The organism is Streptomyces sp. NPDC030995 (assembly GCF_055571215.1).
The window spans coordinates 1-18,871 of record NZ_JBVIFS010000021.1 but is presented as its reverse complement, the minus strand read 5'-3'; the positions used below and the strand labels follow the sequence as shown (position 1 = coordinate 18,871).

The 18,871-nt window shown below is 72.7% G+C and carries 16 protein-coding genes and 1 riboswitch; of the genes, 6 read left to right on the top strand and 10 right to left on the bottom strand.

All coding sequences use genetic code 11. The features are described 5' to 3' along the window. Positions 1 to 21 precede the first annotated feature (21 nt). Positions 22 to 756 carry a class I SAM-dependent methyltransferase gene (locus ACZ45T_RS26975; protein WP_468445799.1) on the bottom strand — a complete coding sequence of 245 codons (735 nt, stop codon included), beginning with the start codon at positions 754 to 756 and terminating at the stop codon, positions 22 to 24. A 29-nt stretch (positions 757 to 785) separates the two neighbouring features. Further along, positions 786 to 1,091, bottom strand: a complete 306-nt coding sequence (locus tag ACZ45T_RS26970) for a 4a-hydroxytetrahydrobiopterin dehydratase (protein WP_468445622.1) — start codon at positions 1,089 to 1,091, stop codon at positions 786 to 788. A 176-nt stretch (positions 1,092 to 1,267) separates the two neighbouring features. Here ACZ45T_RS26970 and ACZ45T_RS26965 point away from each other — a divergent pair, with 176 nt between their 5' ends. Continuing rightward, positions 1,268 to 3,052, top strand: coding sequence for a hydroxysqualene dehydroxylase (locus ACZ45T_RS26965; RefSeq protein WP_468445620.1), 1,785 nt, complete (start codon positions 1,268 to 1,270; stop codon positions 3,050 to 3,052). Positions 3,053 to 3,085: 33 nt separating this feature from the next. After that, positions 3,086 to 3,880 (top strand): helix-turn-helix domain-containing protein, encoded by a 795-nt coding sequence (locus tag ACZ45T_RS26960; RefSeq protein ID WP_468445618.1) that lies wholly within the window; start codon positions 3,086 to 3,088, stop codon positions 3,878 to 3,880. On the opposite strand, the gene ACZ45T_RS26955 is transcribed toward ACZ45T_RS26960, so the two are convergent. Beyond that, positions 3,866 to 4,282: a hypothetical protein gene (locus ACZ45T_RS26955; protein WP_468445616.1), complete on the bottom strand. Its 417-nt coding sequence runs from the start codon at positions 4,280 to 4,282 to the stop codon at positions 3,866 to 3,868. The genes ACZ45T_RS26960 and ACZ45T_RS26955 overlap by 15 nt on opposite strands. A gap of 267 nt (positions 4,283 to 4,549) precedes the next feature. Here ACZ45T_RS26955 and ACZ45T_RS26950 point away from each other — a divergent pair, with 267 nt between their 5' ends. Both ACZ45T_RS26950 and ACZ45T_RS26945 read left to right on the top strand, forming a co-directional pair. Then, positions 4,550 to 5,608, top strand: a complete 1,059-nt coding sequence (locus ACZ45T_RS26950) for a hypothetical protein (RefSeq protein WP_468445614.1) — start codon at positions 4,550 to 4,552, stop codon at positions 5,606 to 5,608. 84 nt (positions 5,609 to 5,692) lie between these two features. Next, positions 5,693 to 7,135: an NAD(P)/FAD-dependent oxidoreductase gene (locus ACZ45T_RS26945; protein WP_468445612.1), complete on the top strand. Its 1,443-nt coding sequence runs from the start codon at positions 5,693 to 5,695 to the stop codon at positions 7,133 to 7,135. Positions 7,136 to 7,319: 184 nt separating this feature from the next. Here the strand turns inward: ACZ45T_RS26945 and ACZ45T_RS26940 are convergent, their stop codons facing one another. After that, positions 7,320 to 8,168 (bottom strand): bifunctional 5,10-methylenetetrahydrofolate dehydrogenase/5,10-methenyltetrahydrofolate cyclohydrolase, encoded by an 849-nt coding sequence (locus tag ACZ45T_RS26940; protein WP_468445797.1) that lies wholly within the window; start codon positions 8,166 to 8,168, stop codon positions 7,320 to 7,322. A 73-nt stretch (positions 8,169 to 8,241) separates the two neighbouring features. After that, positions 8,242 to 8,335: riboswitch (ZMP/ZTP riboswitch) on the bottom strand. A gap of 57 nt (positions 8,336 to 8,392) precedes the next feature. Between ACZ45T_RS26940 and ACZ45T_RS26935 the strand changes: the two genes are divergently transcribed. Both ACZ45T_RS26935 and ACZ45T_RS26930 read left to right on the top strand, forming a co-directional pair. Further along, positions 8,393 to 9,154 (top strand): methyltransferase domain-containing protein, encoded by a 762-nt coding sequence (locus ACZ45T_RS26935; RefSeq protein WP_468445610.1) that lies wholly within the window; start codon positions 8,393 to 8,395, stop codon positions 9,152 to 9,154. A 215-nt stretch (positions 9,155 to 9,369) separates the two neighbouring features. Continuing rightward, positions 9,370 to 10,950 carry an RNA polymerase sigma factor gene (locus tag ACZ45T_RS26930; RefSeq protein WP_468445608.1) on the top strand — a complete coding sequence of 527 codons (1,581 nt, stop codon included), beginning with the start codon at positions 9,370 to 9,372 and terminating at the stop codon, positions 10,948 to 10,950. On the opposite strand, the gene ACZ45T_RS26925 is transcribed toward ACZ45T_RS26930, so the two are convergent. The 6 genes from ACZ45T_RS26925 to ACZ45T_RS26900 form a co-directional block, all read right to left on the bottom strand. Continuing rightward, on the bottom strand, positions 10,947 to 12,737 hold the full coding sequence (locus ACZ45T_RS26925) for a vWA domain-containing protein (RefSeq protein WP_468445606.1): 1,791 nt from the start codon (positions 12,735 to 12,737) through the stop codon (positions 10,947 to 10,949). The two genes, ACZ45T_RS26930 and ACZ45T_RS26925, sit on opposite strands and share 4 nt — an antisense overlap. Positions 12,738 to 12,828: 91 nt before the next feature. Then, entirely contained in the window at positions 12,829 to 13,926 is a 1,098-nt protein-coding gene (locus ACZ45T_RS26920) for an ATP-binding protein (protein WP_468445604.1), read from the bottom strand. Positions 13,927 to 14,014: 88 nt separating this feature from the next. Next, entirely contained in the window at positions 14,015 to 14,455 is a 441-nt protein-coding gene (locus tag ACZ45T_RS26915; protein WP_468445602.1) for an SRPBCC family protein, read from the bottom strand. Positions 14,456 to 14,497: 42 nt separating this feature from the next. Then, complete coding sequence (locus tag ACZ45T_RS26910; protein ID WP_468445600.1) at positions 14,498 to 15,910, bottom strand: amino acid permease; 1,413 nt, start codon at positions 15,908 to 15,910, stop codon at positions 14,498 to 14,500. Between the two features lie 75 nt (positions 15,911 to 15,985). Further along, the gene (locus ACZ45T_RS26905; RefSeq protein WP_468445598.1) at positions 15,986 to 18,169 is read right to left on the bottom strand and encodes a phage holin family protein; all 2,184 of its coding nucleotides are present in this window, start codon (positions 18,167 to 18,169) and stop codon (positions 15,986 to 15,988) included. Between the two features lie 88 nt (positions 18,170 to 18,257). After that, entirely contained in the window at positions 18,258 to 18,662 is a 405-nt protein-coding gene (locus tag ACZ45T_RS26900) for a hypothetical protein (RefSeq protein ID WP_468445596.1), read from the bottom strand. Positions 18,663 to 18,871: the final 209 nt, after the last annotated feature.

Below are 18,871 nucleotides of genomic sequence, written 5' to 3'. Positions count from 1 at the left end.
CGCACCGCCGCGCCGCGCAGGTCAGACGCGTACGAAGCTCCGTACGCGGTACGTCGGCTCCGCGCGCGGGACGTCCTGGTCGGGCAGCAGCTCCAGCCGGGCCGCCAGCTGCTGCGCGGTGATGCCGCGCGGGACCACGCGGGAGGCGTACTGTCCCGCCAGGAGCGCCTCGGCTGAGCCGCGTGGGCTGCGGCCCTGACCGTGGCCCGTGAAATGGGCCTCGCCGGCCGGGCGCAGGCCCGCCCGCGCCGCGTACCCCTCGACCTCCCCGGAGGCGTCCGAGGGGGTCGGGGTCAGGTGCGCGGCGAAGACGGCGTCGATGTCGCTGCCGACGTCGTGCGCGGAGTCCTTGTCCACGGTGGTGACGAAGACCCCGCCCGGCCGCAGCACCCGTGCGGCCTCGGCGATGACCGCGGGCACCAGTCCCGGCCCGCGCAGCAGGTGCAGCAGCCACACCGCGCTCACCGCGTCCAGCGAGCCCGGGCGCACCGGCAGCCGGGTCGCGTCGGCGAGGGCCACGGGGACACCACGCCGCAGGGCCATCGCGGCCATGCCGTGGGAGGCGTCCGCGCCGAGGACGTGCAGGCCGGGGCGGGTCAGCCGGGTGGTGACGATGCCCGTGCCGCAGCCGAGGTCGAGGAGGGTGCGCACGTGGACCGGGAGCAGCCCGAGGACCGCCTCGGCCGCCGCCCCGGCCCGCGGGGCGCCGCCGCGGGTGGCGTCGTAGGCCTCGGCCTCCGCGTCGTAGTCGAGCAGGGGCTTGCACCCCGGTATGTGCGTGGTCATCAGCTCGCGCCGTGCGCCGGGGCGAGGGCTTCGACGCGTTCGGCGAGCGCGAAGTCGTTCTCCGTCACCACACCGCCCGCGTCGTGGCTGTTCACGGAGAGCCGGACCGTGTTGTAGCCGAGCGTCAGGTCCGAGTGGTGGTTCAACTCCTCCTGGACGGTGGCGATGTGGACGACGAGGGCGCTCGCGGCGAAGTGCGTGCCCAGCCGGTAGGTGCGGAAGATCCGGTCGTCCTCGAAGGCCCAGCCGGGGAGTTCCCTCAGCCGGTCCTCGATCTCCTTCTGTGACAGCGGCTCACTCGGCATGCAGCGGCTCCCTTTCCCCGTGACGTGGTGTCAAGGTTCCCACAGTGCACGCCGGAGCGACCCTTTCGCGCCATAGTGCACTCGGGTACTTCAGTGTCCTTCCGCGCCCACCGCGCCCCCCATATGCTCCTGCGCCGAACGTGACTGTTACCAGCGGTAACGAGGGGGCATTCGCAATGGCCAGCACAGGCAGTTCCAGGCGTACGTTCATCGCGGGCGCGAGTGCGGCGGCCGCCGCCGGCGCGTTGTCGGCGGCCGTGACCACCCCGGCGGCGGCGGCCACCACCGCGACGCCGCCGAACGGCCGCCGCGTCGCCGTCCTCGGCGGCGGGGTGGCCGGGCTGACCGCGGCGCACGAACTCGCCGAGCGCGGCTACGCCGTCACCGTGTACGAGCGCCGGGCGCTCGGCGGCAAGGCCCGCAGCATGGACGTGCCCGGCAGCGCCCGCGGCGGCCGCAGGCCGCTCCCGGCCGAGCACGGCTTCCGCTTCATCCCCGGCATCTACCACAACCTGCCCGACACGATGCGGCGCATCCCCTTCCCCGGGAACGCCAACGGGGTGTGGGACAACCTCGTCGCCCCGCGCGAGATGATGTTCGCGCGGGCGGCCGGGCGCGAGGACCTGCGCGGGCCCATCCCCTGGCCCGACCACTCCCCCGCCGAGCTCACGCCCGACGAGCTGCGGCGGGCCCTCACCGGCATCCTGCAGTCACTGGTCCGGCTTCCGCTGCACGAGACGGCGTACTTCGTCGACCGCGTGCTGGTCTTCCTCACCAGCTGCGACGAGCGGCGGGGCGAGGTCTGGGAGCGGACCCCTTGGTGGGACTTCGTGCGCGCGGAGCAGATGTCGAACGAGTACCAGCGCATCCTCGCCGTCGGCATCACCCGCAACATCGTGGCGACCAAGGCCGAGGAGGCCTCCACCCGTACGGTCGGCACCCTCGGCGAGGCCTTCGTCTTCAACCTGCTGGGACGCGGGGCGGACGGCCCGCCGGACCGGATCCTCAACCTGCCGACCAACGAGGCCTGGATCGACCCGTGGGAGGCCCATCTGCGGTCCCTCGGCGTGGAGTTCAGGATCGGGTGGACCGTACGGGAGGTGCAGTACGGGAGCGGCCGCGTGAGCGGGGTGGCCGTCGATGGCCCGGACGGCGCCCGGCAGACCGTCGTCGCCGACCACTACGTGAGCGCGCTGCCCGTGGAGCACGCCCGCCGGACCTGGAGCGCGGGGCTGCGCGCGGCCGATCCGATGCTGGGGCGCTGCGACAAGCTGGAGACCGACTGGATGACCGGCATCCAGTTCTATCTGACCGAGCGGGCCCCGCTGGTGCACGGCCACCTCAACTGCATCGACTCCCCTTGGTCGTTGACGGCGATCCAGCAGGCCGAGCACTGGCCGTCCCGGAACTTCCCCGCCGACTACGGGGACGGCACGGCGGTCGACTGCCTGTCGGTGGACATCTCGGAGTGGGACAAGCCCGGGATCCTCTACGGGAAGACGGCCAAGCAGTGCACGCGCGAAGAGGTGGCGCGCGAGGTGTGGGCGCAGCTGAAGGCCTCCCTGAACGACACCGGGAAGACCCTGCTGAGCGACTCCAAGCTGCATTCCTGGTTCCTCGACCCGGGCGTGGACGGCCTGGGGACCCCGCACCCCACCAATCAGGACGAGTTGCTGATCCACCCGGTCGGCACCTTCCACAACCGGCCCAGTGCGGGCACCCGCATCCCGAACTTCTTCCTCAGCGGGGACTACGTGTCGGTGGACATCGACCTGGCGACGATGGAGGGCGCGAACGCCTCGGCCCGTGCCGCAGTCAACTCCCTGCTGGACCGGGACGGTTCCGGCCTGGCGCGGTGCGCGGTCCGGCCGATGTACCGGGCGCCGGAGCTGGAGTCCGTCAAGCGGCACGACGCGTGGCGCTACCGTCTCGGCCTGCGGAACGTCTTCGACCTGGGCTGACCCGGTGGGACACGCTCGGCTACCGTCGTGAGCATGACCACCACGACGCCCACGGTCGGCTCCCTGCTCCGCACGTGGCGGGAGCGGCGCGGTATCAGCCAGCTGGAACTGGCGGGCCGCGCCGACTCCTCGTCCCGGCACATCAGCTTCATCGAGACCGGGCGGTCCCGGCCGAGCGAGGAGATGGTGCTGCGGCTCGCCGACCGTCTCGACGTACCGGTACGGGAGCGCAACGCCCTGCTCCTGGCGGCGGGTTACGCCCCGCACTACGCGCAGACGGCCCTGGACGACCCGTCGATGGAGACGCTGCGCGAGGGCATCCAGCGGCTGCTGACCGGGTACGAGCCCTACCCGGCGCTGGTGGTGGACGCCACGTACGACGTCGTCGCCGCCAACACGGGCATCGCGATGCTGCTGGACGGGCTGCCGGAGCACCTGCTGGTTCCGCCGCTGAACGCCATGCGGCTCACCCTGCACCCCGAGGGCCTGGCGCCGAAGATCCTCAACCTGCGGGAGTGGCGGGGGCACCTGCTGGCCCAGATGGAGCGGCAGATCGCGCTGGCCCGGTCCGAGCCGCTGCGCGTGCTGTACGAGGAGGTCTCCGCCTACCCGGTCGCCGAGCGCCCGGGCGACGGCGAACCGGACGAGCCCGCTGCGTACATCGCGCTTCCGCTCCTCATCGAGCACGACGGCCACGTGCTGTCCTTCGTGTCGTCGATCGCGACCTTCAACACGCCCATGGACGTGACCGTCGCCGAGCTGGCCATCGAGACCTTCCTCCCGGCCGACCCGGCGACGGTGAAGTACCTGCGCTCACTCGGCGACTGAGCGCAGGGCGAGCTGCTGGAGCAGGGCGAACGAGGCCACGGTGACGGCCTGCATCGGAATCCACAGCAGGCCGGCGGTGGTGGGCGCGAACCAGACCAGCAGGGACACCAGACTGAGCGCCGCCCAGAGGTAGTTCGCCTCGATGACGAACTTCACGGGGAGGGCCGGCGGCCGGCGGCGCGAGGCGAGCCAGCCGACCCCGGCGCCGAACACGGTCAGGAAGAGGCCCAGTTCCAGCAGCACGTCCTGGCCGACCCCGAGCAGCCGCCCCAACGGGGCCGAGAAGGCGACGTACGCGAGCCCGTTCCCGGTGGTGACCACGGAGTCGAGGGCGAGGAACCGGCGCAGCATGGTCTGCGGCGCCGAGGTGCGGGCGAGGGTGCCGAGCAGGGTTGCGGACATGGCGGATCAGCCTCCGTCGAGGGTCGAATGCGCTGGTGGGACCCGGGTTCCGGAGCCGAGTGCGCGCCCCCGGAACCCGATGCCCCCACCTTGCCGGGCGGCTGCGGCGGGGTCGATTACCTCCGGGGTCATGCCAACGTTCTTTGAGGTGAACGGCAGGAAACGTTGGGTTTCCGCTGGTTCGGCAGAGGGCGGGCGGTTACGCTTCACGCAGCCCAGCCCACTCGAACGTCTTGTCGACTTATGGAGAATCTGGAGAATCCGCCGGTGCGAGCCGCCGCCCGACCCGACCTCGCCGCGATCTGGCGGCGCGTGGAGGAGCTGTCCGAGCGGCGCGGCCAGGACCCGGCCGACGTACTGGCGCCGGAGCGGCTGAGCCACCTGTCCGGAGTGGAACCCGCCCGCATACCCGCGGTGGTGGCGGGCCGCGCTGCCGAAGTGCCGCTGGAGCGGCGCGTGCACGAACGCTTCCTGCGCTTGCGCGCCACCCGCCGCGACAAACACGGCCGGGAGTGGCCGCTGGCCGCCATCGCCTCCGACTTCGACGCACCTGGCGCCTCTCTCGGCCCCCTCAACGCCGGCGCCGGACTGCCGCGGCTGGGCCACGCGGCGGGCGTACAGCGGTTCTTCGGCGTATACGCCGGCTTCCTCCTCGCCGACCACCAGAGCGCGGTGGCACGGGCCCTCGCCCTCGCCTCGGACGGCAAGGACGGTGCGGAGGGCGCGGAGGGCGCGGCGGGCGCGGCGGGCGCGGCGGGCGCGGCCGGCGCTCAGGGCGCGGACGACCTGGAGCACCTCTCGTACCTCACCGGCATCACCCCGCAGGCCATCCGGCTCACCCTCGACGGCAGACCGCCCCGCCTCCCGCTGAGGGAACAGGTGCGCCAGCGGTTCGAGCACCTGCGCCGCACCCGCCCGCGGGAGGACGGGCAGCCCCATTCCCTCGCCGCCATCGCCAAGTCCTTCGACGCGTCCGGGCAGTCGCTGACCCGCCTCGCCCAGGGCGAGGGCCTGCCGAACCTCGCCGCGGCCGCCGGGATCCAGCGCTTCTACGGCGTCGAAGGCGGCTTCCTGCTGGCCGACGACACCGAGGCCCTGGCCACCACCCTCACCGGGATCGCCCGCGAACTGGAGTCCGCGGAGCGGGAACAGGAGAACCCGATGCTGGCCGTGATGCGCTCGCACGACGTACGGAGCATCGTCACGCGGGCCGGCCGGCTCTCCCCGCGGGGCTGGAAGTCGCTCGCCGACCACCTGGACGACCTGCTCGCGCGGGAGGGCCAGCTGGGCCGTCCGGCGGAGACCGGGGAGGGGAACGCTCCATGAGTCACCGCACGTGACCAGCACCTCCCCGCCGACGCACTTCCTCCGCCGATGCCTTTGCACGGCCCTGACAGAGAGCACCACACGATGACCCAGTCTTCACCGCCCCGCCACGCCGTCGTCATCGGCGGCAGCCTGGCCGGCCTCCTCGCGGCCGCCGTCCTCGCCGAGCACACGACGGTCACGATCATCGACGCGGACCCGCTGCCCGAGGGCCCGGCGCCGCGGCGTGGACTCCCGCAGGCCCGGCACACCCACCTCCTGTGGTCCGGCGGGGCACGCGCCATCGAGCAGATACTGCCCGGCATCACCGAGGACTGGACGGCCGCCGGAGCCATCCGCCGCAGCCTGCCCACGGACCTGGTCACCAAGACCGCCCAGGGCTGGATCCCGCGCTGCGGGGAGAAGCAGTTCAACATCTCGTGCAGCCGCGACCTCCTCGACTCGGTGGTCCGCGCCCGGGTGACCGCCCTGAAGGGGGTCTCCACCCTCCAGCGGAGCCGGGTCCGGGGCCTGGAGGGCACCGCGGCCCGGGTCATAGGCGTCCGCGTCGACACCCCGGACGAACAGGGCAGGCTGGTGACCGCCGACCTCGTGGTCGACGCGAGCGGGCGCGGTTCCCGGGCCCGGACCTGGCTCCAGGAGCTGGGGGTGAGCGGTATCCGGCAGGCCGAGGTCGACTCCGGGCTCGTCTACGCGACCAGGATCTTCGAGGCCCCGGCCGGCGCCCACGAGTCGGGCTTCCCCATCATCAACGTGCAGTCCGACCCGCGCGTGCCCGTTCCCGGGCAGACGGCCACCATCGTGCCGATCGAGAACGGCCAGTGGCAGGCCACCCTGTCCGGCACCCGCGGCGGCCAGCCGACCGGCGACCCCGACCGGTTCATTCCCTTCGCCAAGGGCGTCCGGGATCCGATCGTCGGCGAGCTGCTGGAGGGGAAGAAGCCCCTCACGGACGTCGCCGTCACCCAGGGCACCGCCAACCGGCGGGTCTACTTCGAGAAGGCCGACCTGCCCGACGGGTTCTTCGCGGTCGGCGACTCGGTGGCCACCTTCAACCCGCTGTACGGGCAGGGCATGACGGTCGCGGCCAAGGGGCTGCTGGCCGTCCGCCACCTGCTCCGGGCCAAGGGGCTCGCCCACCCCGCGATCGGCCGCGAGGCACAGCGCGCGATCGCCCCGCAGGTGGCCATCGCCTGGGACCTCGCCACCTCGCAGGACATCCTCTATCCCGGGGCCACCGGCATGAAGCCGCGGGCCGGCGCCGGACTGCTCAACGCCTACGTCAACCGCCTGATGACGGGCGCCACCACCGAGGAGGCGCTCACCGCCGCCCTGTTCAAGGTCCTCACCATGAGCACCTCGCCCGCCCACTGGCTGCGCCCGTCGGTGATCTGGCACGTGCTACGCGCGTCCGGCGAGGGCGCCCTCAAGGCGCCGCCGCTCACCGCCGCCGAACGCAGGATCGCCGGGCTGGACCAGGAGGGCGACGGGGTCGGCCCGGCCAACCCCGTCAGCCGGGCCCTGTGACGGACGACGCAGCACGAACGCCCCTGACCGTGGGGTCCGGGGCGTTCGTGCTGCGTCGGTCGATGCGGATCAGGTCGGCTCAGGCCAGGCCGGCTCAGGCCAGGCCGGCTCAGACCAGGTCGGCTCGGACCCGGTCGGCTCAGACCAGGTCGGCTCGGACCCGGTCGGCTCGGACCCGGTCGGCTCAGACCAGGTCGGACAGCTCCAGCCCGGCCTGCGCGGCGGCCGCCTGGACGGTCTGCTCCAGCAGGACGGCGATGGTCATCGGGCCGACGCCGCCCGGTACCGGGGTGATCAGCGAGGCGCGGGCGGCGGCCGACTCGAAGTGGACGTCGCCGACGTTGCCCTCGTTGTAGCCGGCGTCCAGGACCACCGCGCCCGGCTTGATGTCCTCGCCCCGGATGAACTCGGCCTTGCCCACGGCCGCCACCAGCACGTCGGCCTGGCGCACGATCGAGGGGAGGTCGACGGTACGGGAGTGGCAGTAGGTGACGGTGGCGTTCTGCTCCAGCAGCAGCATCCCGGCCGGCTTGCCCAGGATCGCGCTGCGGCCGACGACCACGGCGTGCTTGCCGGTGAGGTCCACGTCGTAGGCGGCGAGCAGGCGCATGATGCCGCCGGGGGTGCAGGAGACGAAGCCCGGCAGCCCGAAGCCCATGGCGGCGAAGGAGTGCATGGTGACCCCGTCGACGTCCTTGCCGGGGGCGATGGCCTCGAAGGCGGCGCGCTCGTCGATGTGGTGCGGGACGGGGTGCTGGAGCAGGATGCCGCTGATCTCCGGGTCCTCGGAGAGCGCGGTGAGCGTGGCCACCAGTTCCTCGGTGGTGGTCTCGGCCGGCAGCTCCACGTGGCGGGAGGTGATCCCGGCCTTGGCGCAGCGGTTCTGCTTCATCCGGACGTAGGTCACGGAGGCGGGGTCCTCGCCGACCAGCACGGTCGCGAGGCAGGGCGCGGTGCCGGTGCGCTCGGTGATCTTCGCCGCGTAGGCGGCGGTCTGCTCCGAGATGCGGCGGGCGAGGGCGGTGCCGTCCATCAGCTGGGCAGAGGCAGTGGCAGTCTGGGCAGTCGTCACGGGGTCTCCTGAACGTCGCTGCGGATCGCGGTTCGCGGTTCGCCCAGGCGCGCGGCAATCGACGTACCGGAGTACGCCGGGCCGCTCCCCGGTGGTGATCCACCCGAACGCCAGTCACGGCCCGCCGACCACTGTAGTCGACCAATCCGGTGGTTGACCGGTGCCCGACCTGGGACGATCAATGCATGACGCGTACTTTCGACCATCTTGTCGCCGAGGCCGAGTCCGTCTCCGTGGACGGCTGGGACTTCTCCTGGCTCGACGGCCGGGCCACCGAGCAGCGTCCCTCGTGGGGCTACCAGCGGCTGCTGGCGGAGCGCCTGGCCCGGGTCCGGTCCGCGCTGGACATCCAGACCGGTGGCGGCGAGGTCCTCGCCGGTTCCGGGCCGCTGCCGCCGCTGATGGCGGCCACCGAGTCCTGGCCGCCCAACATCGAGAAGGCGACCCGGCTGCTGCACCCGCTGGGCGCGGTGGTGGTCGCGGACTCCGACGAGCCGCCGCTGCCCTTCGGCGACGAGGCCTTCGAGCTGGTCGCCAGCCGGCATCCGGTGACCATCTGGTGGGAGGAGATCGCGCGGGTGCTGACTCCGGGCGGCACCTACCTCTCGCAGCAGGTGGGTCCGGCGAGCGTCTTCGAGATCGTAGAGTATTTCCTCGGCCCGCAGCCGGAGGAGGTCCGGCGCGGCCGGCACCCCGACGACGCGGTCGCCGCTGCCACCGGGGCGGGCCTCGAAGTCGTCGATCTGCGCTCCGAGCGACTGCGGACGGAGTTCCATGACATCGGAGCCGTGATCTACTTTCTCAGGAAGGTGATCTGGATGGTGCCCGGCTTCACGGTCGGGCAGTACCGGGATCGATTGCGGGAGCTGCACGAACGGATCGAACGCGAAGGCCCGTTCGTCGCGCACACCGCCCGCTTCCTCATCGAAGCCCGCAAAACGGGCTGACGGCGAGGGCGGACGGATCCGGGCCGGATCGGGTTGCGTGGCCACAGCGTGGCGCAGGTCACTCAATTCAGCGCGTAACGAATCGACTCGGGCATGCGATGAACCGACAGGCGTCCTCGCGCGGCCCGGAATAGAGACCCCCCTCGGGTCTGTTTCCCAAGTTCGCGCGATGATGTCCCGCTCACCCCTTATCTGTTCGCAACGAGAGGCTCCTTGTGTCGCTCAGCCCGTCCCGTACGTTCCCTCCGGAGATCGCCGAATCGGAGGCCCTCGTCGCGCTCGTCGAGCGCGGCCGCGAGCAGGGTCACATCAACGGTGACGACGTGCGCCAGGCCTTCGAGGCCGGCCGCATCCCGGTGGACCAGTGGAAGCGGGTCCTGCGCAGCCTGAACCAGGTCCTGGACGAGGAGGGTGTCGCCCTTCACGTCAGCGCGGCCCCCGCCACCAAGGCTGCCGCCAAGAAGCCCCGCAAGGCTGCCGCCGCCCCGGCCCGCACCGTGGCCAAGAAGGCCCCCGCCGCGCCGCGCCCCATCGGCGCGCGCAAGACCTCGGCCGCCACGGCCACGGCCACGGCGATATCCGCTTCGCCGGCCGCCGCCATCGAGGACGAGGCGTCGGCGGAGGCCGCCGCCGAGCCGAAGAAGCGCACGGTCAAGAAGACCGCCGCCAAGAAGACCGCGGTGAAGAAGACCGCCGCGGCGAAGAAGACCAGCGCCAAGGACGCCGACGAGGGTGAGACCCCCGCGGCCGAGGGCGAGGACTGGGCAGCCGAGGACCTCGTCGACGAGGCCGAGGAAGAGGCCCCCAAGGCCGGCGGCACCCAGGGCTTCGTCCTGTCCGACGACGACGAGGACGACGCCCCGGCGCAGACGGTCATGGTGGCCGGCGCCACCGCCGACCCCGTCAAGGACTACCTCAAGCTCATCGGCAAGGTTCCGCTCCTCAACGCCGAGCAGGAGGTGGAGCTCGCCAAGCGCATCGAGGCGGGCCTGTTCTCCGAGTACAAGCTCGAAGAGGAGGAGGACCACAAGCCCGCCTTCAAGCGCGAGCTGGAGATCCTGGTCGAGGACGGCCGCCGCGCGAAGAACCACCTGCTGGAGGCCAACCTCCGCCTCGTGGTCTCCCTCGCCAAGCGCTACACCGGCCGCGGCATGCTCTTCCTGGACCTGATCCAGGAGGGCAACGTCGGCCTGATCCGCGCCGTGGAGAAGTTCGACTACACCAAGGGCTTCAAGTTCTCCACGTACGCGACCTGGTGGATCCGCCAGGCGATCACGCGTGCCATGGCCGACCAGTCGCGCACCATCCGCATCCCGGTGCACATGGTCGAGATCATCAACAAGCTCGCCCGCGTGCAGCGCCAGATGCTCCAGGACCTGGGCCGCGAGCCCACCCCGGAGGAGCTGGGCAAGGAACTCGACATGACCCCCGAGAAGGTCATCGAGGTCCAGAAGTACGGCCGCGAGCCGATCTCCCTGCACACCCCCCTGGGTGAGGAGGGCGACAGCGAGTTCGGTGACCTCATCGAGGACTCCGAGGCGGTCGTGCCCGCGGACGCGGTCTCCTTCACCTTCCTCCAGGAGCAGCTCCAGTCGATCCTGGGCACGCTCTCGGAGCGCGAGGCGGGCGTGGTCTCCATGCGCTACGGCCTCAACGACGGCCAGCCGAAGACCCTGGACGAGATCGGCCGCGTGTACGGGGTCACCCGTGAGCGCATCCGCCAGATCGAGTCCAAGACCATGTCGAAGCTGCGCCACCCGTCGCGTTCGCAGGTGCTGCGCGACTACCTCGACTAAGCCAGTCGAAAGACCGGCCCTCGTGGCGTGAACGGCAGGGAGGCGCCCTGCGGAACCAGGTAGGCGTGTTCGCGCCGGATCCGCAGGGTGTCGCACCAGCCGTCCGTGATCACCAGGGCCGGGGCGTCGGGCGGGAAGTCCTCCGCCCGGTGCAGCAGGTCGATGCCCGTTTGCAGGACGGTGCCGCCGCGGCCCCGGATCTTCACCCGGCCCGCGATTTCGGTCGGGGGCAGATAGCCCGCGTCGTACGGCGCCGCGTCGCAGAAGATGACGCGTGCCGCCGGTACGTCGCGGGCTTCCGCGTACGAGGCGATCGCGCCCAGCGCCTTGCCGAGCAGGGCGGCGTTCATCGAGCCCGAGGTGTCGAGGACCACGCCGAAGGTGCAGCGGGCCACCTCCTCGGGCGGGAAGTACCGGCCCGCGCGCGGGATGTCCGGGGTGGAGGCCTGTCGGCGGGCCGGGCGCGCGTAGGACCGTACGGCCACCGGCCGCGGCACGTACTCGTCGAACCAGCGGGCGAGCGCCGCGTCCCACGGCACGGGCGGGTGGGCCAGGGCCCGGATCTCCTGGATCAGCCCGGCGGGCAGCAGGCCGCGCTCCCCCGCCTCGTGCAGGTCGAAGCCCTGGACCAGGCCGCGCCGGTAGAACTCGTCGAGGTCCGTGTACGGGCGCTGCGCGCCGTGCGCGAGCGGCTCGCCCAGGATGTCCCCGGCGCCCTTCCCGCGCAGGGTCGCGAGCCGCCGCACGCGGCGCAGGTCGGTGGCGATCCGGTCGTAGACCTCCTCGGCCGAGAGCCCCTGGAGCGACGGGTCGTACAGCAGGCCCTCCGGCATGCTGCCGATCCGCATCTCCACCAGCCAGCCGTTGACGACGTAGTCGGCGGCGACGTTGTGCAGGTACGGGTCGCGGGCGCCGCGGCGCTCGCCGTGGCGCAGGGCGGCGTGCAGCATCTCGTGCGCCAGGATGAACCGCCACTCCTCGTCGTCGAAGGTGCGCAGCGGGTTGATGTAGATCTCCCCGGCGGTGGCGCTGACGGCGGCGATGGAGATGTTCTGGGCGCGGGCCAGCTCGGCGTCGGCGACGATCTTCAGTCCGGCGGCGAGGCCGCCGAGCAGCGGGTACGAGGAGACGAACCAGTTGAGCGCGCGGTCCCACGGGCGCGGTGTGCGGCCCTCGTGGCCGCCGGCCGCGGCCATGGTGGCGGAGACGGCCCGGGTGAGGGCGTGCGCGAAGGCGGTCTCCCAGTCGGGGACGGCGCTGGTCAGGGTCCGCCAGCCGACCAGGACCTGGTCGGGGTGGTTCCCGGCGGTGCCGCAGTTCTCGTAGGCGGGCGGGATGCCGTCGCGGCGCCAGCGGGCGGCGAGCAGTTCCTCGTCCCCGCCGGGGTACTCGGCCGGGAGGTGGTCCGGGGCGCGGCCGACGGGGAAGGTCAGCAGGAAGCGGTTGACGACGGCGCAGCGGGCGGCGAGGTCGAAGCGGTCGGGCTGGGGGCGGTCGTCCTCCTTGGCGGCCGGGACGTGGCCGAAGCCGAGGTGGAGCAGGGCGTGGGCGATCGCCCAGGCCCATTCCCGGGGGTCGGCCCGCTTGGTGGGGTGGACGTGGAGGGTGCCGTTGGACGTGACCGCGACCAGTCCCCCTGCGGGGGTGGCCGCGCATCCGGTTTCGCGGCAGATCTTGGCGTTGAGCGCGGCGAGCGCCGGGTTCTGCTTGACCAGGGCGAGCCCCTCGGCGAAGGCCTGGGCGGCGAGATCGGGCTTGGCGTTCTTGCCACGCGCGCTGCGGCTCATACGGCGATCCCGCCGGACACGGTCCCGCCAGGCGCAGTCAGGGCAGGCGCAGCCAGGGCAGGCCGGTTCCCCGCGCGGGAGCGCGACCCGCTCACCGGCGGGCCGCGACGAGGCGGGGCATGTCGCGGGCGGCCTCGATCAGGAACCAGCCGGGCAGGACCGGCAGACCGTCGGCGTCGTCGGCGATGACGGTCTGGGCGACCTCGACGGATATTTCGGCGAGCTGCACGAGCAGCGATTGGGCCCGGTACGCGGTCTCGCGCAGGACGGGCGAGACATGGGTCTTGTCGGCGGGCAGTTCCTTGACCAGACGTCCCCGGAAGGCGTCGGCCAGGTAGTACAGCAGGTCCCGGTCCTCCGGGCGGCGCGGCCAGTGCGCGTCCCCCTTCATGATCGCCTCGATCCCGAAGGAGTGGCGGACGATCTTGGCGTAGCCGCAGAAGGAGACGGCGTGCGCGGGGGTGAGCGTGCCGTGCGCGATCACCTTCAGGGTCTGCTCGTCCAGTCCACTGCCGCTTCCGCTTCCGGTTCCGGTTCCCGTTCCGGCCCCGAAGGAGTGGAGGGCGTCGGAGAGCATGTGCCAGGAGCGCGGCGTGGAGAAGGGCTCCTCGGTCTTGGGCGGCTGCGACCAGAGGTGGTCGGGGCGGTCGGTGAGGTAGTCGGTGATCCAGGGGTGGATGCCGTGCTCGCCGGCCCAGACCAGCCAGTCCTGCGCGGAGGCCGTCAGGTGCACGTGGGTGAGGCGGTTCACGAGGGCCGAGGCGATGGGCCGGGCCAGCGCGTTGTCCGTGGCGCGGTTGCCCGCGCCGATCACGATGGAGCCCGCGGGCAGCTCGTAGGAGCCGATCCGGCGGTCGAGGATCAGCGAGTAGAAGGCCTTCTGGACGTCCGGGCTCGCCGCGTTGAGCTCGTCGAGGAAGAGGCAGTACGGCTCGTCGCGGGCGATGGCCTCCGGCGGGCAGAAGACGGACCGGCCGTCACGGATCTGCGGGACGCCGATCAGGTCCTCGGGGGCGAGCTGCGTGCCGAGGAGGCTGACGCATTCCAGGCCGAGCGAGTCGGCGAACTTCCGTACGAGCGAGGACTTGCCGATACCGGGAGCCCCCCAGAGGAACACGGGCCGCACCGTGGCGAGGCCGAGGAGCAGTTCGGGGATCTGGGCGGGGGTGACGGTGACGGCTGCCTGCACGGGTGGTGGTCCTCATGATCGGGTCGTGTGGTGCAGCCCAGTGTGGGCGCACCGCACGACCCGCGGCATCCGGTTTTCCGGCGGGCGGTCAGGCCTCCAGCAGGTGCTTCAGCTTCTCCTCGCTCCGCGGCATCTCCTTGCGGACCATGGGCTTGACCGCGAGGGGGACCAGCGCCCTGCCCATGCCGTGGCCCTCGAAGTCGACGGAGAGGGTGACGCGTGAACGGGTCCCGCCGTCGAGGGGTTCGATGGTGCCCTGCACCTCGGGGCGGACCGGCCCGTCGACGCCGTGGATGTGCCAGCTCCTCGGCGGGTCGAGCTCCGTGAACTCCATGGTCGTGGGGACCCTCCGCTTGCCGATCTGCCGGGTGACGACGACCCGCGAACCGACGTGGACGGGGAGATCGCCCATGGGAACGGCGGAGACCGCGCTGTCCTGCCACTCCGGCAGGTGCGTGGGGTCCGTGATGTAGGAGTAGACGTCCTCGGGCCTGCGGTCGATGTCGATGGTGTTTCTGATCGCGGACATGGCGACCCCTTAGAGCCCCCCTGGCTGTCCTCTCATTCCACGCTACCCCGCAGGTGGAACGGCCGCGCGGTGCCTCTTCCCGGCCATCACGGCGTATCCGAGGACGCCCGCGAAGAGGAAGAGCACGCCCTGGTAGACGGCCGCGTAGCCGGAGCCGGCGACCAGCCACATCGAGAAGGCGAAGGCCAGGCAGGCGAGGGTGGCGTCGCGCGCCAGGCGGCCGCGGTCGACCCGCTCGGAGCGGCCCGAGGCGAGGAAGTAGATCTGCGCGGCGGTGGAGAGCAGGTACGGGACGGTCGCCGTGAAGGTGGTGACCAGGACCAGGATCTCGAAGAGTCCCTGCGAGCCGGCCCCCGCACCGGGGAACGCCGAGTTGTAGACGGTCAGCGCCGAGGCCAGAACCACGGTGACGACCACGCCGGCCACCGGGACGCCGCGCCGCTTCGCCGCGAAGACCTTCGGGAAGAGCCCGTCCTTGGCCGCGGCGTACGGGGTCTGCGCACTGAGCAGGGTCCAGCCGTTGAGCGCGCCGACCATCGAGATCACGGCGGCGCAGGCGACGAGCGTGCCGCCCCAGGTACCGCCGGCCCCTCCATCCGAGGAAAACATGACGTTGACGGCGTCGGAGAAGGGGGCCTGCGAGGAGACCAGCTTCTGGTGCGGGACCAGGCCGAAGACGGCGAGGGTGCCGAGCAGGTACACGGTGGCGGCGCCCGCGGTGCCCAGGATCGTAGCCCGGCCGACGTTGCGGGCCGGGTCGCGGACCTCGCCCGCGCTGACGGCCGCGGACTCGACGCCGAGGTAGCTGAAGAGCAGGATCGCGGCCGAGGCGGAGACCGCTCCGACCGCGCTCTGGTCGGTGGCCTGGAAGGGGCCGAGGTTGGCCGGGTCGAAGAAGCAGAGCCCGCCCACGGCGACGAGCAGCAGCGGGGCGAACTTCAGGACGGTGGAAACCAGTTGGACGGCCCCGACGTACCGGGTGCCGGCCAGGTTGGCGAGCGCCGGGAGCCACTGCACGGCGAGGGCGGCCAGGCACATGGACCACGTGTGCCCGCCGATGGCCGGGAAGAGCACGGTGAGGTAGCCGACGGCCGCGACGGCGAGCGCCGCATTGGAGACCCAGGTGGTGATCCAGTAGCTCCAGGCGGCGAGGAAGCCGGCGAAGTCGCCGAAGGCGGCGCGGGCGTAGACGTACGGGCCGCCGGTCTGCGGGTGCCGTTGGGCGAGGCGGCCGAAGACGAGGGCGAGGGCGATCGCGCCGGCGGTGAGCACGGCGAAGGCCACGAGGCTGATGGTGCCGAAGGGGGCCACCGAGGCGGGGAGGAGGAAGATTCCACCGCCGATGATGTTGCCCATGACCAGGCAGGTCGCGACGGGCAGCCCGAAGCGGCCGCCCTGCGGTCGGGGCTCCGCGGTCCTGGGAGTCTCGGTGGGCGGGGCTGCGGTGCTGGTCATCGGTGGTGCGCCTCGGGTTGTCTCACATGCTGGGCAGGTCGACACATGGTCGACCACCGTGCGAGCGGCGCAAAATCAGCGGATTTCGTCCGGCGCGGACACCCCTGTGGAGGGAAGTATTCCGCCGGTGACCCCGTCCGGCCGGGGATCCTCCACCGTCCCGGCGCCCGGCCTCGGGCCCCGTCGCGCGGACGGCTCCGGATCCGGCCGCACGCCCACCGGCACCTGGGGCCCGTACGCCTCGCTCAGCCAGCGGCGCAGTACCCCGTGCACCGCCTCCGCGCCGACCAGTTCGGCCTCCGGCTCCGACAGCTCCGCGGGCCACATCAGGAACGGATGCCCCTGCTCCCCGCCCATGCCGCCGTGCGAGCCGATCTGCTCCTCGAAGGCGTGCACCGCGCCCGTCTCCGGGTCGTAGGCCGAGTTCACCATTATGTCGGCCACGTGCGGGAAGCCGTCGGTCCGGCGGACGGCCTCGGCCGCGCCGGGACCGAAGGGCGCCAGCAGTTCCTCCGCCTCGCCGGGGACGTCCAGGCGGGCCACCGCCCCGCCCGGGCCCAGCACCACCCCGTCCACCAGCAGGAAGCCCACGCCCGGGTGGTTGGCCAGGGTCGCCAGCAGGGCGGGGTGCGCGCGCTCGATCCGCTCGCGCGAGGCCCGGCCCGGCACGTCCGGGAAGGAGATCAGCCCGAGGTTGCCGGAGGCGAGCACCACGGGGTCGGAGCCCGGCCCCGGGTGGGCCTCCTCGCCCTCCTCCACCGGCCGGTGCAGGGCCGCGAGGACGGCGGCCCGGGCCTCGGCGCCGCTGTGGGTGCGTCCGGCTCGGCGGGAGACCGGCAGCCCGCAGCCCGCCCGGACCAGGTCCTTCAGGGTGAGCCCGTACCGGCCGAGGAAGGTCTCCCCCGGGCTCTGGCCGTGGTCGGAGAGCAGCACGATCCGGTACTCCCGCGGCGCGTGCTCGGCGACCCGGGCGATCAGCGCGAGGCTCCGGTCGAGGCGCTCCAGCACCTGGTCGGTGTCCCGGCCGCGCGGGCCCGAGTGGTGCGCGACCTCGTCGTAGGCGACCAGGTCGGCGTAGACCGCGGCGCGCCCGGCGAGCATGTCGCCGATCACCGCGGCCACGACCACGTCCCGTTCGACGACGGTCGCGAACGCCCGGATCAGCGGGTACAGCCCGCCGCGCGCCACCCGCGGCCGGTCCCCGCGGATCCGCGCCCGCAGTGACTGGCCTATCTCCCGGACCGCGTCGGCGGTGAAGGACAGGGCCGTGCGAACGGCGTTGGCCGGGTCGGAAAAGTATGCGAAGTAGCCCGCGCGGGACCGGTTCGCCCGGCCCCGCCGGGCCGAGACCGAGAGGACGAGCGCCAGTTGGTCGGCGCCCCCGCTGAACAGGTTGCCCCGGCTGGCCCCGTCGAGCGTGAGCAGTCCGGCGTCACCGGTGCGCAGGGCGGCGCGCCGCTGGAGCTCGGCGGCGCTGGTGGGCCGGTTGCAGACCATCACCTCGCCGGTGTCCTTCTCGTACCAGCGGAAGGCGGGCACGTCGAAGTTGGAGCCGTGCAGGATGCCGAGCTGGCTGGCGCCGGTCTGGCTCGACCAGTCCGTACGCCAGGACGTGACGCGGTGGCTGCGGTCCAGCCAGCCGGCGACGGTCGGCATCAGCCCGCTGCCGCACGCGTGGCGCAGCACCTCGTACCCGACCCCGTCGAGCTGGAGGAAGACCAGCCCGGGCGCGCCCTCGCCGGAACCGGGCGTGCCCGCCCCGCGCTGCCTGCGGCGGCGCCGGTCGGCGAGCCGGTAGAGGCGGCGCCGGTACGCGTCGTCGTCGCGGACCGCGAGCGCGGTGGAGGTCGCCGAGGCCACGGCCGACATCACGGCGGCCACGACCACCGCGGTCTCGGGGGCCGCCGCGCCCCGCCCGGTCGGGATCAGGCTGAGCGCGATCAGCAGGAGCGAGCCGTTCAGGAAGAAGACGAGCAGTCCGAGCACCAGGGCGGGCACCAGCAGCAGGGCCCGTACGAGCACGGGCCAGACCAGCGCGCTGAGCAGGCCGAAGGCCCCGGCGCCCCAGGCGGCGGTCAGCCCGATCTGCGTGATGCTGTCGCCTTTGCCGTCGCCCGCGTCGGACTGGAGGCTGAAGTCCGGCAGGATCCCGGCCAGGGCGAGCATCGTGAGGGTGGACACCGCCCACACGAGGATCACCCGCACCAGCGCGCTGCCCGCGCTCCGCCACCGTCCCCGCCGCACTGCGCCACCTTCCATGGGCCCGCCCCGCCATCCAGGCTCGCACAGCCCGGATCGAGCGGTCGGGCCACGAGGACGGCGCACGGAGGTGCGCGGGGGGGGCTGGTCAGGTGCCGTCGTAGCCGGCGGTCGGCATGGACAGCCGGCGGTGCACCTCGGCCTTCATCGCGGAGGTGTACCGGGGCTCGACGCCCCCGGCGGTCTCCAGCCGTACGCCGCGCCGCTCGCACTCGGCGGTGAACTCCTCGACGGAGCGCAGTGCGCGGGCCAGCACCCGGTGGTTGGCGGCGACGAAGAGATCGACCTGCCCGGCGTCGATGTCGGACCAGAGCCCGCAGTGGTCGGCGCGCAGCCCGTAGACGAGCAGCTGCCTCGTCACGACGTACCCCCGGTCGGCGGCCCAGCGCGCGCACATGGCGTGCTGGCTGCGGGTGTCCACGGCGAAGGGGTCGGCGTCCAGGTCCTCGAGCGGGGCCAGGCTGGCGATCGCGGCCACGCGCAACTCTTCCATGCCGCCGGACCCTACTCCGATCCGCCGCCGGAGAGGAGGGGGCGGCGGAGGTCGGTTCGGGGCGGATCCGCGGGGCAGCCTCTAGTGCTGTGACCGGAAAGGTTTGCCGGGGCACGGCGTCCGGTGCGGTACATCGCAAGGCGGAGGACCGCGGCTCGTACTGGACGTACCAGCGCGGTCCGACAACGCGGCGAGGTGCCGTGCCGGGG